This window comes from Streptomyces sp. NPDC031474 (genome assembly GCF_055581185.1).
Window position 1 is genome coordinate 39,089 of the sequence record NZ_JBVIJX010000026.1, and the last position, 15,336, is coordinate 54,424.

Consider the following 15,336-nt stretch of genomic DNA (forward strand, 5'->3'; position numbering starts at 1 on the left):
CCCGGGTCGTGCGATGACCCCGGTCATCGGCCACCCGTGCGGCACCGCCGTCATAGATGGAAGATGCTCTGTTCGGCAGTACTGAAACTGTATCCCTGCCATACCCGGACAGTCTCTCGCAGCCCCGGACTCCACCGGCGGACAGCGGGCGACTGGGCCTCCGCTGGTATGCACAAAAGGGTGCTGAACGGCGATTCCGCTGTTCAGCACCTTGATTCCGGAGTGCCCCCGGCAGGATTCGAACCTGCGCACACAGCTCGGGAGGCCGGACACTGGCGGTGTAGACCCGTAGGAGGCGGGGGAGAGGAGGCCCACGACAGCAGCTTGCCCCTCTTCGAGGGCGTACTTGTCTCACATGAGGTCCACCCGTGCCTCTGTGGCGACGTACTGGTTCGTGATCTCGTCTGAAGTGGTCATCTCTCCTCTTTACTGACGCCGGGGAGGGGCGGGGATTTCGCCACAACCGATTCGGGTGCGGCTGCTGTTGTCGGGCGCCGGCTCCCGGGCTCGCACCGAACGTAGGGGGAGGCGACTGGCCGGGTCGTGACTCACGCCGCACGGGATTGTTGACTCTGCGCGCACGCGGGTGACCGCATGAGTCTGGAATTCTCCACCGCGACAGTCGACGACCCTTCACAGTTGTCGTACTGGCGCCAGGTGGTCGTGGTCACTGCTCAGGGCATCGCCGACATGCAGGTCGCCACGGTCGACGCCGATCCGCACACGGTGTTCAGGTCTCCGTCTTTGATCCGCCGGTCGCCACAGGATGACTTCCTCGTCAACCTGGCCGTCCGTGGCTCGGTCGTCGTGACGCAGGACGGGCGTGACGCGGTCCTGCGGTCGGGTGAATTCGCCCTCTACGGCAGCGCCCGTCCGTGCCGGATCACGGGTCTCGACCGGTTTGGGCTGGTATCGCTGAAGATTCCGCGGGCACTGTTCACCAGCCACTGCCGCCTGCCGCATGGCGTGACGGCGACTTGTCGTGCGAGGCGATCACGGCGTAGGCGCCCTGTTCTCGCCTTACCTCCGCTCGCTGACCGCGCTGTGATCGCCAGGCGGGTCGGCGTCACGCGGCCGTATCTCTTCCGGCTCTTCCCGGACAAGAAGGCGATCTTCATCACCGCTTTGACGCCGCGCATGGAAGACACTCGGCCTGGCTTTCGAGCGGGCGGCCGATGGGATGGAGGGCAGCGAGCGAGCCCTCCAGGTCATGACAAACGCCTACGTGCAGCTGATCTCGACGCGCCCCGAAACGCTTCTGATGCAGATGCAGGGATACCTCACCGTGGCGGCCGCCGAGGCGCAGGGTGACGACCTGATCGGTGAGGTCGTCCGGGCGGGCTGGATGCGTATCTGGGAGACCGTGCACCTACCGCTCGGCGCCGACGCCGATGAGACCGCAAGCTTCTTCGTCTGCGGCATGCTCGGCAACACTCTTGCGGCCATGGGGCTCCACCCGAACGCCGGGCGATAGGGATGCGTTCGGGAGGGGCCATACGTCAGCGCACACCTGCCGCGTCGAGCAGGGTGGTCACCGTGGGCGCGATGAGGCCCGGCAGTTTCTCCGCTCCGATGCCCGCGCGGGCGCCGGCACCGTCGAAGACGAGGCTGAGCTGCCGTGCCAGCAGGCCGGGATCACTCGCTCCGCCCTGCTCGGCCTCGGAACGGAAGAAGGCGGTCAGGTTCTCCTTGACCCCATGGGCGACCTGGCTCGCGGGGTGACTCCGGTCCTTGAGCTCGATCTGCGCGGCCAGGAAAGGGCAGCCGTGGAACCCGGGCTCGCCGGACTGCGATTCCACCTGCTCGAAGACGTGCAGGATTCGCTCCCTGGGGGAACGGTCGTCGTCCGCCGCGGGCAGGAGTGCCGCCACATAGGAGGAGGCGCGCCGCTCCAGACTCGCCGCGAGCGCGATGTTGACACCGTCTCGGTAGGTGAGCGTGGCCGCCGCCTCCAGCAGCCGCTCCCTGGGGCCGAGTTTCACTTCAGTGGTCATACGGCGAGATCAACCCAAAGCGAAGCAAATGAAAACCGATCGGTTTCCTGGGTGGTGCCCTCACGGAAGCTCGGCGACGGCCTGGGAGAAGACGCCGTCGCCGAGCGGGTGGTGTGCGCGCCGGTCGTCCCCGGAGAGGCGAGGCACACCGGGCCACTCCGAGTAATGGCCCCGTTCTGGGGGGGGTGTTGAGGGTGGCTTTCACTATGCCGGGGCCGCGGTCTTCTCGGGCGCCGTCTCCAACGGGACGCGGTGCAGTCCCTTGCGGTCGTACCAGCCCAGCACGCCGAAGCCGAACAGCGCCGAGGCCACGAGGCCGGCGGCCGTCATGACCCAGCCCCGCGTCAGACCCGCGTCGCCGTGGGCGTCGTAGTAGAGGATCGAGCGGATGCCGCCGGCTCTAGAGCGCCGGAGACGAGGAGACGGCGGGCGCCGAACCGGTGGCCACGGGATGGAGGAGGTCGTAGGCGCTCTCGGCGTGCAGGTGGACGTCGACGCCGCCCTCCTCGACTTCGGGTCGCACCCGCAGGCCTATCGTCCTGTCCAGCGTCTTGGCGATCAGCCAGGTGACGGTGAAGGAGTACAGCAGTACGGCGAAGGCGCCGACGGCCTGCTTGCCCAGCAGGGAGAAGCCGCCGCCGTAGAGCACGCCGTCGACACCGTTCGGGGCGTCAGAGGTGGCCAGGACGCCGACCAGCAGGGTTCCGGTGACGCCGCCGACGAGGTGGATGCCCACCACGTCCAGGGAGTCGTCGTAGCCGAACTTGTACTTCAGGCCGACGGCGAGCGCGCAGACCGCACCGCCGGTCGCGCCGAGAGCAAGCGCGCCGACCGGGGACACCGCCCCGCAGGACGGGGTGATGGCGACCAGACCGGCTATCGCACCGGACGCGGCACCGAGGCTCGTGGGGTGGCCGTCTCTGAGCTTCTCGACGAGGAGCCAGCCGAGCATCGCCGAGCAGGTCGCGGTGAAGGTGTTGAGGACGACGACGGACGCGGCGTTGGAGGAGGTGAGGGCGGAGCCGCCGTTGAAGCCGAACCAGCCGAACCACAACAGGCCCGCTCCGAGCATCACCAGGGGCAGATTGTGGGGTCGTTCCGCGACTCCGTCCTTCTTCCAGCCCAGGCGCTTGCCGAGAACGAGGATCACGGCCAGTGCCGCGGCACCGGAGTTGATGTGGACGGCCGTGCCGCCGGCGTAGTCGATGGCGCCGAGTCTGTTGACGATCCAGCCGCCGACGACGCCCTTGCCGTCGAAGGCGAACACCCAGTGGGCGACCGGCAGATAGACCAGGGTCACCCAGATCCCGGTGAAGGCCATCCAGGCACCGAACTTGATGCGATCCGAGATCGCCCCGCAGATCAGGGCGGCGGTCAGGGCCGCGAACAGGGCCTGGAAGGCGGCGAACACCGAGAGCGGGATGACCGCCTTCGGGTCGTCCGTCATCACACCGCTCAGACCGAAGTACTCGGTGACGTCACCAAGCAGTCCGGCGCCGCCGATCGAGTTGCCGAAGGCGGCCGAGAAGCCGTAGACCACCCAGATGCAGCCGACGAGGGCTACAGATCCGAATGTCATCATGATCATGTTAAGGACGCTCTTCGCGGCGACCATGCCGCCGTAAAAGAGGGCCAGCCCCGGCACCATCAGACAGACGAGTGCCGTGCTCGCGAGCATCCAGGCGGTACTTCCGGTGTCCATGCGCACGCTCCGCGGAGTGGATCTGTGGGTCCCACGGACAGCGGGCCCCGCGGAAGGAAACGAAGTTTCATCGCAGTAGACCGGCCGGGTGTTACGGACACTCAAGCGCTGAATTAAGGAATCGTCTCAACTGGCTTGATCACTAGGCTGGCGGCCGTGATGGCGATGGTGGGGCGTCTGGTGCCGGACGGGTTGTGGGAGTTGTTCCAGCGGGCGGTCCCGGCTGCGCCGGTGCGTCCGCAGGGTGGCGGCCGACGCCGCTACGGTGATCGCGAAGTGCTGGCGGCGATCCTGTTCGTGGCTACGACGGCGTGTACCTGGCGGCCCCGCCCGTGGCCAGGTCGGCGGCCCATCGCCCCGGTCTGCATGGTGAACTTGGCACCGTGCCCCGAGCAGGGCGACACGATGACCATGGGTGTGTCGGTCGAGGACGGTGCCGCTGACGCGCGCGTGCAGCGGGACGAGGGTGCCGTCGGTGCGGACGTGTCCCAGGTCGGGGCGGTGCGAGCCTGGGCCGAAGCCGGTGCGCCGCCGTAGGGAACCGGCGCCTTCCGGCGAACTCGGAGCCAGGGCCGCGGCACTGTTGGCACAGCGGATCGCGTCCTGTCGGCAGGCGCATCAGCCGTCGACGTGGTGGACGGGATGGTGACGCCTCCGGCGAGAGACCCAGGGTGGATCCTCTGACGTCATTCCACGCTCAGCCCTTGCGCCGGTCGATCTGGGCGGTGAGGGCGGGGAGGACGGTGTGGAGATCGCCCACGACACCGAAGTCGGCGAGCTCGAAGATCGGCGCTTCCTCGTCCTTGTTGACGGCGACGACGGTCTTCGAGGTCTGCATGCCCGCGCGGTGCTGGATCGCACCGGAGATGCCGCCTGCGACGTACAGCTGCGGGCTGACGGACTTGCCGGTCTGACCGACCTGGAAGGTGTGCGGCATCCAGCCCGAGTCGACGGCGGCCCGGGAGGCGCCGACCGCGGCACCCAGCGCGTCGGCGAGGTTCTCGACGGAGGTGAAGTCGCCACCGGTACCGCGGCCGCCGGAGACCACGATCGCGGCCTCGGTCAGCTCGGGACGCCCTGAGGCCTGGCGCGGCTCGGAGGCCACGATGCGGGCGGACTTGGCGGCGTCGGAGACGGTCACCGCGAACGGCGTCAGCACGCCGGCGCCGGCGGTCTCCTCCGGCACGGCGGAGTTCGGTTTGACGGTGATGATCGGAGTGCCCCGGGTAACCTTCGCCTTGACGGTGTAGGTTCCGGCGAACACCGACTCGGTGGCGACGGGGCCCGCCTGGAGGTCGATGGCGTCGGTGATCAGCCCGGAGCCGAGCTTGATCGCCAGGCGGCCGGCGATCTCCTTGTTCTCCGCCGACGACGGGAGCAGGATCGCGGCCGGGCCGGTGGCGGCGGCGAGCTGCTGCAGGGCCTCGGCCTTCGGGGCCACGAGGTAGCCCTTGATCTCGGTGTCGTCGATCGCATAGACCTTGGCGGCGCCGTACGCCTTGACGGCCTCAGCGGCGGTGGCGGCCTGATCGGCGTCGCCGATGAAGACGGCGGAGGGCTCGCCAAGCCGCCTGGCCATGGTCAGCAGCTCGAAGCTGGGCTTCCTGACGGCGCCGCCGACGTGGTCGATGAGAACCAGAATCTCAGTCATCGTTCTTGACTCCCTCTGCCTCAGACGAACTTCTTCGACGCGAGGAAGTCGGCCAGCGCCTTGGCGCCCGAGCCGTCCTCGTCCTGCACGATCTCGCCGGCGGTCCGCGCCGGGCTGGTGTCGGCGGCCTCGACGGCGGTCCACGCCCCCTGGAGGCCGACCTGCCCGGCCTCCAGGCCGAGTTCGGCGAGGTCGAGGGTCTCCAGCGGCTTCTTCTTGGCCGCCATGATCCCCTTGAACGACGGGTAGCGAGCCTCCCCCGACCGGTCGGTGACCGAGAGCACGAGCGGCATGGTGGCGCCGATGGTCTCGGTCGCGAGGTCGCCGTCGCGCCTGACGTGGACCTGGTCGCCCTCGGTCTCGACGGCCGAGGCGAGGGTGATCTGCGGCAGGCCGAGACGCTCGGCCAGCATCGCCGGGACGACGCCCATTCCACCGTCGGTGGAGGCCATGCCGCACATGACCAGGTCGGGCACGGCACCGCCGCCCGCCTTCTTGACGGCCTCGGCCAGCACCAGCGAGGTGGCGACCGCGTCCGAGCCGGCGATCGCGTCGTCACAGACCAGCACGGCCTTGTCGGCGCCCATCTGCAGGGCCTTGCGGACCGCGGCCTCCGCGTCGGCGGGGCCGACGGTCAGGGCGGTGACCTCGACATCCTCGTCCTCGCGCTCCTCCCTGATCCGGAGCGCCTGCTCGACGGCGTACTCGTCGAGCTCGGAGAGCAGTCCGTCGACCTGCACACGGTCGACGGTGAGGTCCGGTTCGAACTGCCGGTCGGCGGTCGCGTCAGGCACGTACTTCACGAGCACTGTGATCATCATTCGGGGCTGTCCTCATGCGTTCACTGGGAGACCTGGGGTGCACACCACACGAGTACATCCGCCGAGAAGGCGCGTGTCCAATATCAATCGAGGCCTGATTATGCCGACTCGAGAAATAATCGCATAGGGTCGCACCCATGGAGATCCGTCAGCTGCGGTGCGTCGTCGCGGTCGCCGAGGAGTTGCACTTCGGGCGTGCCGCTCAGCGTCTGCAGATGTCCCAGGCACCGCTCAGTGCCCAGATCAAGCGCATCGAGCGCGAGGTCGGCTTCCCCTTGTTCGAACGGACGACGCGGAGGGTGCAACTGACGACGGTGGGCGCCGAGTTCTACCACCGCGCCGTCGCCATCCTGGAGCAGGTCGACCAGGCGACGGCGGACCTGGAACAGGTCGCGGCCGGTCGGGCAGGGCGCCTGCGGGTCGGCTTCCCGAGTTCGGCCAGTTACTCGATCCTGCCCCACGCCGTCCGGAGCGCCCGCGAGCAGGCACCCGACCTCGATATCGATCTCGTGCCGCTCACCAGCACCGAGCAGGTGGACAGAATCCACGAGGGAACGATCGACATCGGCATCGTGCGGGGCGAAGCAGCCGCCCTCGACCTGCAGACCAGGAGACTCTACGAGGAACAGATCGTCGCCTGCCTGCCGAAGGACCACCTGCTGGCCGCCAACGAGTTCGTCAGCGCCGAGGACCTGGCACGCGAACCGCTGATCTTCTTCCCCACCAGGGACATGCCCGGCTTCGTGGCGGAGATCAGGCCGATCTTCGAGGGCATGCCGTTCCCCCGCGTGCGGACCCGCGTCGTCCACCAGGAGACGGCGCTCGGCTTCGTCGCCGCGGGCGTGGGATTCACGCTGCTTCCGGAGTCGGTCACGTCATTCATGCCCGCGTCGGTCCGGGTGGCCCGGATCGACTCCCGTCCGACCACCGTGATGTACGTCGCCGAACCACGGACGCTCAGCCCGGCCGCGCGGTTGTTCCGGCGGGCGCTCTTCGAGGCAGCGGCAGTGTCCGAGCCCTCCGAGCCTTTGTCGGCCTGACAACCGCCGTGGGCGCGGCTCCCGTTCAGGCACGGGCCACTGGCCGCGGACACTGGCAGTGGACGCTGTGGCGTTAGGGTGTACGCATGGGAGAAGACGCGAACGCGCTGCTGCGCAACGTCGGCACGGCACGTGACCGCCATGCCGACGAGCCGATCGAGACGCTCGAGCTCGAGGTGGCGATCGCTCGCAACGTGCGTGAACTGCGCCATCAGCGCGGGCTTTCGGTCACCGATCTGGCCGCCAAGGTCGGTATCTCCAAAGCGATGCTCTCCAAGATCGAGAATGCCCAGACCTCGTGCAGCCTCAGCACGCTCTCCATGCTGGCCAAAGGCCTCGACGTTCCGGTGACCTCGCTGTTCCGGGGAGCTGACACCGAGCGCCCGGCCTCTTATGTGAAGGCCGGGCACGGCACACCGATCGTTCGCAACGGCAGCCAGGTGGGGCACGACTACAAGCTCCTCGGATCCCTTCGCGGTGAGCACAAACGCCTTGAGTGCCTGCTCGTGACGCTCACCGCGAAGAGCCAGACCCATCCGCTCTTCCAGCACCCCGGCACCGAGTTCATCTACATGCTGGAAGGCTCGATGGACTATGGCCACGGACGCACTGTCTACCGCCTCAAGTCGGGCGACAGCCTGATCCTCGACGGCGAGGGAGCCCACGGCCCCGTCGAACTGGGGGATCTACCGATCCGCTTCCTCTCGGTGATCGCCTTTCCCGACGGCACCAGCTGAGGACGCCTTCCAGGTAGCTGCGGAAAGCAGGAACCTCACCCCGGGCCACCGTTGAACAGGGCGGCGGCACACACGCCGCACTCCCCGCTCGCCATCGGGCCGCGCCTGGTGTCTCACCGGCGGAGCAGTGTCTCCAGGCTTTCGGCGAGCGCCGCAGCGCCGGTCTCGGCGTCGGCGTCCTCCACCTGTTCGGCGGGGGCGTGCGAGACGCCCGAGGGGTTACGTACGAAGAGCATCGCGGTCGGCACGTGGTCCTTGAGGACGCCGGCGTCGTGGCCGGCGCCGGTGCCCAGCTGCGGCGCCGCGTCGAGCACGCCGGCGAGCCGGTCGCGCAGCCGTGGGTCGAAGTCGACAGTGGAGCTGAAGGACTCCTCGGTCATCTCCGCGGTGCAGCCCTCCTCCGTGGCGAGCCTGCGCGCGGCCCGCCCGATCTCGTCGACGAGGTGGCGGGTCACCGCGTCGTCGGGATGGCGTACGTCGAGCCAGAGGTCCACCCGGGAGGCGATGACGTTGGTGCCACCGGGCACAGGCACGAGCCGCCCGACGGTGGCCCGGGCGTCCGGGACGGCGCGGGCGAGGCGCCGCACCTCGGCCACCAGCAGTGCCGCGGCCACCATGGGGTCGCGCCGGTCGGTCATGAGGGTGGTGCCGGCGTGGTTGCCCTCGCCGGACACGGCGATGCGCCAGCGTCCGTGCCCGAGGATCGAGGAGGCGACCGCCACCGGCCGTCCGAGGTCGACGAGGCCGCGCCCCTGCTCGACGTGCAGCTCTACGAAGGTACCGATCCGCGCCAGCGTCTCGGGGTCGGGGCCGAGGTGTGCGGGGTCGAGGCCGTTGCGCCGGCATGCCTCGGCGAAGGTGACGCCGTCGGTGTCGGTCAGCGACCGGGCCCGGTCGGGGTCGATCGCGCCCGTCAGGAGCCGTGACCCGAGGCAGGCCACGCCGAAGCGGGCGCCCTCCTCCTCGGGGAAGACGGCGATCGCGCGCCGCCCGGCGGCGCCGCGGGCGTCGAGCTGGTCGAAGGCGACCAGCGCCGAGGCCACGCCGAGGGGACCGTCGTACGCGCCGCCGCCCGGGACGGAGTCGAGGTGGCTGCCGGTCACGACGGCCCCGTCCCCGACGCCGCCGTGCCAGGCCCAGATGATGCCGTTGCGGTCGGTTTCCACGTCGAGACCGCGCTTTTGCGCGTGGGCGACGAACCACGAGCGCAGGTCGAGTTCGGCACCGGAGTAGACGGGCCGGGTGTAGCCGCCGCGCTGGGGGTCCGTGCCGACGTCGGCGATCTCGGCCAGCAGGGAGGAAACAGTGTCAGTCATCGGGTTCCTTGAAAAGTCGCACGTCGGCGGCGAACTCGTCCAGCAGGACGGTCAGGGTGGTGGCGTCGGCCGGAAGGCGAGGGGCGGACGCCGGCCGGAGGGTCACCTCCGCCCGGCACGCGCCTCGTCGCGTCATCACGTTGAGTGCCCGGGTGGGCGCGTCGAGGGCCACCGTGACCGGTGCCTCGCCGGCGAACCGCGCCTGGTCGCCGGCCGCGAGCGGCTGCTGCTGCCCGTCGACCGTCAGCCGCAGGGGGCCGAGCGCGACGAAAAGGCGATCGAGCCCGGGGAACGTCGAGAACGGCGCGTCGCGGTCGAGGTCGGCCACGCTGATACGCCACAGGACCTGCCCGGACGCGTCTGTTTCGGTCGTGAGCTCCCGGGTGGCTCCGGCACCGTTGCGCCAGGGTGTCGGGGCCACCTGGGAGGGGTCGAGGATCCCGGTCACGTCACCGCATCTCGCCGGCACCGACATAGGGGTGCAGGCTGCTGAGCGGTTTGCCCTCGGCGAACCGTTCGAGCCGGAAATCCGAGGCGGGGATGTCGGGGTCGGTGCTGTCGCCCTCGAACACCAGGTCGGCGACGAGGTCTCCCACGGCCGGGCTGATCTTGAAGCCGTGCCCGGCGAAGCCGGCGGAGAGGATCAGGCCGTCGACGCCTCCGACCGGGGAGATCACCGGGTTCCAGTCCGGCGGGACGTCGTACACGCCGGCGTAGGTGTGGGTGACCGACGGGTCGGGGAAGCCCGGGAAGCGGTGCATCAGCTTCTCGGCGTACTTCTCGATACCGGCCTCGCCGGCGATGTTGGAGTAGTTGTCGGGGTCGACGAACTTCTTCTGGAAGTCGGCGTGGTCGCTGTTGCCGACGAGGAACTGGCCCGCGCCCTCAAGCCGGCAGTACTGCAGGCTCACCAGGTCGGAGACGACCGGGAGGTCCGGCAGTGGCTCGCCGGCGTCGACGATGAGGAGCTCCGAGCGGTAGGCCTCGACGGGGAAGTCGATCCCGAGGTCGGCGAGCAGCTTCGCCGACCACCAGCCCGAGGCGACGACGACCAGATCGGCGTCGACGATCTCACCGCCGTCGAGTTCGACACCCGTCACCTTGCCGCCCGTGGTGAGGATGCGGGCGACGGGGGTGTTCTGCCGGATGCGCGCGCCCTGGTCACGGGCCACCTGCCCGTAGTGCAGGGCGAGTTGGGTGGCGTCCGCGAAGCCGCCGCGCGGTTCGTACGACGCCAGCGCGACGTCGCCGGTCTCCATCATCGGCCACAGCTCGGCCAGCCGGTCGTTGTCGATCAGGTCCACGTCGATGCCCAGGCCCTGGTGCATGGCGGTGTTGGCCCGGAGTGGCTCGGCGTTCTCCTCGCCGACGATGACGGTGTAGCCGACCTGGCGGAAGCCGACCCTCTCGCCGAGCTCCTCGAAGACAGGCATGCTCCGCCACGCCATCGCGGCGATCGAGGGCACGCCGTAGTGCGCGCGGACGATGCCGCTGGACTTGCCGGTGCCCCCGCCGGCGAGCTGGTGCCGCTCAAGGACGAGCACGTCGGTGAGTCCGCGCTGCGTCAGTGCCCGGGCGATCGAGAGTCCGATCAGGCCGCCTCCGACGACCACTGCCTTCGTCGCCATCAGAACCCCGCTCCCGGGATCCAGGAGGTGCCGGCGAGCGGTACGCGGGCCATGGCGGCGGCCTCGATGGAGGTGGCGACCATGTCCTCGGGTTCGAGGTGGGTGACGTGGGCCTTGCCACAGGCGCGGGCGATCGTCTGGGCTTCCATGGTGAGGACCCGCAGGTAGTTGGCGACGCGGCGGCCACCCTCGGCAGGGTCGAGCCGCTGTTGTAGCTCCGGGTCCTGGGTGGTGATGCCCGCGGGGTCCTGGCCTGCCTGGAACTGGTCGTAGAACCCGGCCGCCGAGCCGAGCTTCTCGTACTCCGCGGCGTACTTCGGGTCGTTGTCGCCCAGCGCGATGAGGGCGGCGGTGCCGACGGCGACGGCGTCGGCACCGAGGGCGAGCGCCTTGGCGACGTCGGCGCCGGAGCGGATCCCGCCGGAGACGATGAGCTGGACGCCGTCAGGCTTCTTGTGGACGCCGAGTTCCTGGAGCGCCTGCACCGCCTGGGGGATGGCGGCGAGGGTCGGGATGCCGACGTGCTCGATGAAGACGTCCTGGGTGGCGGCGGTGCCGCCCTGCATGCCGTCCACCACCACGACGTCCGCGCCGGCGTGCACGGCGAGCTTGACGTCGTAGTAGGTGCGCGAGGCGCCGACCTTGACGTAGACCGGCTTCTCCCAGTCGGTGATCTCGCGTATCTCGTTGATCTTGATGGTGAGGTCGTCCGGGCCGGTCCAGTCGGGGTGGCGCGAGGCCGAGCGCTGGTCGATGCCGGCGGGCAGGTCCCGCATGCCGGCGACCCGCTCGGAGACCTTCTGGCCGAGCAGCATGCCGCCGCCGCCCGGCTTGGCGCCCTGGCCGAGGACGATCTCGATGGCGTCGGCCCGGCGCAGGTCGTCCGGGTTCATGCCGTAACGATTCGGCAGGTACTGGTAGACCAGCGTCTTGGAGTGGCCGCGCTCCTCCGGGGTCATGCCGCCGTCACCGGTGGTGGTGGAGGTGCCGGTGGCCGAGGCCGCGCGGCCGAGGGCCTCCTTGGCGTTGGCGCCAAGGGCTCCGAAGCTCATGCCGGCGATCGTCACCGGGATGTCGAGCCGGAGGGGGTACTTGGCGTTCCGCGCGCCCAGCACCACGTCGGTGCCGCACCGCTCGCGGTAGCCCTCCAACGGGTAGCGCGACACCGAGGCGCCCAGGAAGAGCAGGTCGTCGAAGTGGGGCAGGGCGCGCTTGGCGCCCCAGCCGCGGATGTCGTAGATGCCGGTCTCGGCGGCTCGCTGGATCGCGGCGATGGTGGCCCGGTCGAAGGTCGCGGACTCGCGCAGGCCCAGCCGGGCCCGGTCATCGGCGGTGAGAGTCATCGGATCCTCCCTCAGTATTCGTTGTCGTGCGTGAAGTGGTAGAGAGTGCGGGCCGAGCCGTAGCGCGTGTACGACGCCGGGTCGTCGTCCTCGAAGCCGGCCGCCTTGAGCAGGCCGGCCAGCTCCTCGAGATGCTCGGAGCGCATCTCCTTCTCGACGCAGTCCGCCCCGAGCGATTTGGCGGTGCCGCGCAGGTAGATACGGGCCTCGTAGAGCGAGTCGCCGAGCGCGTCCCCCGCGTCCCCGCGGATCACCAGGCGGCCCTTCTGTGCCATGAAGGCACTCATGTGCCCGACGTCGCCGCCGACGACGATGTCGATGCCCTTCATCGAGATGCCGCAGCGGGCGCCGGCGTCGCCGTCGACGACCAGCAGACCGCCGCGGCCGGTGGCCCCGGCCGACTGTGAGGCCGAGCCCGTGACATGGACGGTGCCGCTCATCATGTTCTCGGCCACGCCGGTGCCGGCGTTGCCGTTGATGACGACCTCGGCCTGCTGGTTCATGCCAGCGGCGTAGTAGCCGAGGTGACCGTTGACGGTGACCTTGACCGGCGCGTCGAGGCCGACGGCGACGTTGTGGGCGCCCCGCGGGTTCTCGATCACATACTCACCTGCGAGGCCCTCGGCGTGGAGCGCCTGGTTCACCTCGCGCAGGGGCGTGGTGCTCAGGTCGAACGCGGGCCCTGCCTCGTCGGCGGAGCTCATACCGACACCTCCTGACGGTTCCAGTGGTAGATGACCTCGGGCTCGGGCTCCCAGATCCGGGCGTTCTCGACGCCGGGCAGGTGGGCGAGGGCCCGGTACTCCGACGCCATCGCCACCCAGTCGTCGGTCTCGGCGATGACGGCCGGCTTGCAGGCGATGGCGTCGCGGACGACCGCGAAACTGTCGCGGTTGGAGACCAGCAGGGTGTAGAAACCGTCGAAGGTGCGGGTCAGGTCGGTGAGCGCCTCGTCGACGCCCTTGCCGTCCGCGAGCCGGTGCGCGACGAAGCGGGCGCCGACCTCGGTGTCGTTCTCGGAGTCGAACGCGACGCCTGCGGCCCGCAGGTCGCGGCGGATCGTGGCGTGGTTGGAGAAGGAGCCGTTGTGCACCAGGCACTCGCCCGGGCCGACGGCGTAGGGGTGCGCGCCCGACGACGTGACCGCCGACTCGGTCGCCATCCGGGTGTGGCCCACGCCCTGCCAGCCCTGCGCCTTCGCGAGGTCCCAGCTTTCGGCCAGCGCCCGGGGGGAGCCGACGCCCTTGAGGACGGCGAGGTCCTCGCCGAAGCCGCCGACGAGGACGTGCGGGTAGGCCTTCTTCGCGGCTGCCAGCAGCACCTCCGAGTCGATGTCGGCGCTGGCGAGTACCACGTTGTGGACGGTGATGGCCGTCACCTCGGTGCCGGTCTCGGCGCCGAGCGCCGCCGCGACCGTCTCGGCGGGCACGTCGATGTCGATCAGTGAGACCGAGCCCCTGCCGCGCGGCGACCAGTCCTCGTTGCCGTATACGGCGATGCCCGCCGAGTCCGCGCCGCGGTCCTCCATCTCGCACAGCATCCCGGTGAGGAGCTCACCGAGCCGGGAGTAGAGCTCGGGGCTGCGCAGGTGCAACCCGACGATTCCACACATGTGTTGAGTCCCTTTCTCGGGGGTGACGGAGCCTCAGCGGGCGGCTCAGAAGGCGGTGAGGTAGCGGTCGTGCTCCCAGTCGGAGACGGCCGCGTGGTAGGCGAAGAACTCGTCCTTCTTCAGGCTCGCGAAGTAGTCGGCGACCCCCGGGCCCGCGACGTCGAGGGTTCCCCTGACGACGTCGTCGGACTGGAAGGCCTCGACGGCGTGCAGCAGCGTCAGCGGGAAGGGGGTCTCGGGACCGGTGCCGACCTCGCCGAGGGAGAGACCGCCGGCGATGCCGTCGAGACCGGCGTCCACGGCCGCGGCGATGGCGAGATACGGATTGGCCGCGCCGTCACCACCGCGCAGCTCGATGCGCTGGTTGTCCGGGATGCGCACGTAGTGGGTCCGGTCGTTGCCGCCGTACGTCGGCAGTTTGGGCGCCCAGGTCGCACCGCTCGCACTGGAGGCGACCGCACCGGTCCGCTTGTAGGAGTTGACCGTCGGCGCGATGACCGCCTGCAACGCGGTCGCGTGTTCCAGGATGCCGGCGACGAAGGAGTACGCCGTCTTCGACAGCCCCAGACCGACCGGGTCCTCGTCGCCCCCGCTGCTCGCCGGGAAGACCGGGGTGTCGGTCGCGGTGTCGCGCAGGGAGAGGTGGAGGTGGAGGCCGGAGCCGGTGCGGTTGGCGAACGGCTTCGGCATGAAGGTCGCGATCATGCCCCGCTCCTGGGCGAGCACGCTCAGCAGGTAGCGGAGGGTGATGACCCGGTCGGCCGTCGTCAGGGCGTCGGCGTACTGGAAGTTCTGCTCGAACTGGCCGTTGCCGTCCTCGTGGTCGTTGGCGTAGTTGCCCCAGCCGAGCTGGTTCATCGCGGTGCTGATCGTGGTCAGGTGGTCGTACATCCGGGTGACGCCACGCGCGTCGTAGCACGGCTGGGCCGCGACGTCGTCACTGTCCGCCGGGACCAGGGCACCCGCCGCGTCACGCTTGAGGAGGAAGTACTCCACCTCGGCGCCGGCGTAGGGCGCGAAGCCGGAAGCGGCGGCCTTGGCGACGACCTGCTTGAGGATCACACGGGGAGCGAAGGGCCACGGCTTGCCCTCCACGTGGGGGTCGCAGTGGACGATCGCCAGACCTTGTTTGACGAACGGGACGGGCGTGAAGGAGGCGACATCCGGGATCGCCACCAGGTCGGGGTCCTTGGGCTCCTGCCCGATCGCGCCGACGGCGTATCCGGCGAAGCCGACGCCCTCCGTCGCCAGCTCGTCGACAGCCTCGACAGGCACGAGCTTGGCACACGGCTTGCCGTTGAGATCGACGAAGAGCGCCAGGAGGAACCTGGTGCCGCTGGCCTCACAGAGGGCTGCCAGGTCGAGGTTGTCGGTCATGATGACTCCTGAAGTCAAGTTCACTGAAATGAATCAGCGTCTCCGCTGAGTAAACTCAGGACATGTTTCGACGTCGTTTCGGAGTAGTTAGGTCTGGGTCTCGTGAACCTCGGAT

The 15,336-nt window shown here is 69.5% G+C and carries 16 protein-coding genes, 1 tRNA gene and 1 pseudogene; 5 read left to right on the forward strand and 13 right to left on the reverse strand.

The genetic code is table 11. The annotated features are described in order from the left end of the window. Window positions 1-223 precede the first annotated feature (223 nt). Window positions 224-342: transfer RNA gene (locus tag ACZ5SK_RS41125), tRNA-Gly, on the reverse strand. Window positions 343-690: 348 nt separating this feature from the next. Here ACZ5SK_RS41125 and ACZ5SK_RS41130 point away from each other — a divergent pair. Both ACZ5SK_RS41130 and ACZ5SK_RS41135 read left to right on the forward strand, forming a co-directional pair. Next, window positions 691-1,311 carry an AraC-like ligand-binding domain-containing protein gene (locus ACZ5SK_RS41130; protein WP_468577506.1) on the forward strand — a complete coding sequence of 207 codons (621 nt, stop codon included), beginning with the start codon at window positions 691-693 and terminating at the stop codon, window positions 1,309-1,311. After that, window positions 1,211-1,474, forward strand: coding sequence for a hypothetical protein (locus tag ACZ5SK_RS41135; RefSeq protein ID WP_334581725.1), 264 nt, complete (start codon window positions 1,211-1,213; stop codon window positions 1,472-1,474). Before ACZ5SK_RS41130 ends, ACZ5SK_RS41135 begins: the two co-directional genes overlap by 101 nt. A 25-nt stretch (window positions 1,475-1,499) precedes the next feature. Here the strand turns inward: ACZ5SK_RS41135 and ACZ5SK_RS41140 are convergent, their stop codons facing one another. The 3 genes from ACZ5SK_RS41140 to ACZ5SK_RS41150 form a co-directional block, all read right to left on the reverse strand. Beyond that, the gene (locus ACZ5SK_RS41140) at window positions 1,500-1,994 is read right to left on the reverse strand and encodes a TetR/AcrR family transcriptional regulator (protein WP_334581724.1); all 495 of its coding nucleotides are present in this window, start codon (window positions 1,992-1,994) and stop codon (window positions 1,500-1,502) included. Window positions 1,995-2,198: 204 nt separating this feature from the next. Continuing rightward, complete coding sequence (locus ACZ5SK_RS41145) at window positions 2,199-2,324, reverse strand: hypothetical protein (RefSeq protein WP_468577471.1); 126 nt, start codon at window positions 2,322-2,324, stop codon at window positions 2,199-2,201. A 70-nt stretch (window positions 2,325-2,394) separates the two neighbouring features. After that, a complete protein-coding gene (locus ACZ5SK_RS41150; RefSeq protein WP_468577473.1) occupies window positions 2,395-3,696 on the reverse strand; it encodes an ammonium transporter in 1,302 nt (433 codons plus the stop codon). A gap of 159 nt (window positions 3,697-3,855) precedes the next feature. Between ACZ5SK_RS41150 and ACZ5SK_RS41155 the strand changes: the two are divergent. Beyond that, window positions 3,856-4,038: pseudogene (locus tag ACZ5SK_RS41155) on the forward strand (transposase); the annotation flags it as partial. A 355-nt stretch (window positions 4,039-4,393) separates the two neighbouring features. Here the strand turns inward: ACZ5SK_RS41155 and ACZ5SK_RS41160 are convergent. Then, window positions 4,394-5,347 (reverse strand): electron transfer flavoprotein subunit alpha/FixB family protein, encoded by a 954-nt coding sequence (locus ACZ5SK_RS41160; RefSeq protein ID WP_334581722.1) that lies wholly within the window; start codon window positions 5,345-5,347, stop codon window positions 4,394-4,396. A 20-nt stretch (window positions 5,348-5,367) separates the two neighbouring features. Further along, the gene (locus tag ACZ5SK_RS41165; RefSeq protein WP_443041356.1) at window positions 5,368-6,168 is read right to left on the reverse strand and encodes an electron transfer flavoprotein subunit beta/FixA family protein; all 801 of its coding nucleotides are present in this window, start codon (window positions 6,166-6,168) and stop codon (window positions 5,368-5,370) included. 137 nt (window positions 6,169-6,305) lie between these two features. On the opposite strand from ACZ5SK_RS41165, the gene ACZ5SK_RS41170 reads away from it, so the two are divergent. Then, window positions 6,306-7,208: a LysR family transcriptional regulator gene (locus ACZ5SK_RS41170; protein ID WP_334581721.1), complete on the forward strand. Its 903-nt coding sequence runs from the start codon at window positions 6,306-6,308 to the stop codon at window positions 7,206-7,208. Window positions 7,209-7,294: 86 nt separating this feature from the next. Continuing rightward, the gene (locus ACZ5SK_RS41175; RefSeq protein ID WP_334581720.1) at window positions 7,295-7,945 is read left to right on the forward strand and encodes a helix-turn-helix domain-containing protein; all 651 of its coding nucleotides are present in this window, start codon (window positions 7,295-7,297) and stop codon (window positions 7,943-7,945) included. A gap of 113 nt (window positions 7,946-8,058) precedes the next feature. Here the strand turns inward: ACZ5SK_RS41175 and ACZ5SK_RS41180 are convergent, their stop codons facing one another. The 7 genes from ACZ5SK_RS41180 to glnT are packed head-to-tail and all read right to left on the reverse strand — an operon-like array spanning window position 8,059 to window position 15,221. Beyond that, entirely contained in the window at window positions 8,059-9,261 is a 1,203-nt protein-coding gene (locus ACZ5SK_RS41180; protein WP_334581718.1) for an allantoate amidohydrolase, read from the reverse strand. After that, on the reverse strand, window positions 9,254-9,709 hold the full coding sequence (locus ACZ5SK_RS41185) for a HutD/Ves family protein (protein ID WP_468577476.1): 456 nt from the start codon (window positions 9,707-9,709) through the stop codon (window positions 9,254-9,256). The genes ACZ5SK_RS41180 and ACZ5SK_RS41185 overlap by 8 nt, the downstream gene beginning before the upstream one ends. Before the next feature lies 1 nt (window position 9,710). Further along, complete coding sequence (locus ACZ5SK_RS41190; RefSeq protein WP_334581717.1) at window positions 9,711-10,889, reverse strand: NAD(P)/FAD-dependent oxidoreductase; 1,179 nt, start codon at window positions 10,887-10,889, stop codon at window positions 9,711-9,713. After that, window positions 10,889-12,232 carry an FMN-binding glutamate synthase family protein gene (locus tag ACZ5SK_RS41195; RefSeq protein WP_334581716.1) on the reverse strand — a complete coding sequence of 448 codons (1,344 nt, stop codon included), beginning with the start codon at window positions 12,230-12,232 and terminating at the stop codon, window positions 10,889-10,891. The genes ACZ5SK_RS41190 and ACZ5SK_RS41195 overlap by 1 nt, the downstream gene beginning before the upstream one ends. 11 nt (window positions 12,233-12,243) lie before the next feature. Further along, entirely contained in the window at window positions 12,244-12,936 is a 693-nt protein-coding gene (locus ACZ5SK_RS41200) for a GltB/FmdC/FwdC-like GXGXG domain-containing protein (protein WP_334581714.1), read from the reverse strand. After that, entirely contained in the window at window positions 12,933-13,844 is a 912-nt protein-coding gene (locus ACZ5SK_RS41205; protein ID WP_457495671.1) for a class II glutamine amidotransferase domain-containing protein, read from the reverse strand. The genes ACZ5SK_RS41200 and ACZ5SK_RS41205 overlap by 4 nt, the downstream gene beginning before the upstream one ends. 45 nt (window positions 13,845-13,889) lie before the next feature. Then, on the reverse strand, window positions 13,890-15,221 hold the full coding sequence (gene glnT, locus ACZ5SK_RS41210; RefSeq protein ID WP_334581711.1) for a type III glutamate--ammonia ligase: 1,332 nt from the start codon (window positions 15,219-15,221) through the stop codon (window positions 13,890-13,892). Between the last annotated feature and the right edge of the window lie 115 nt (window positions 15,222-15,336).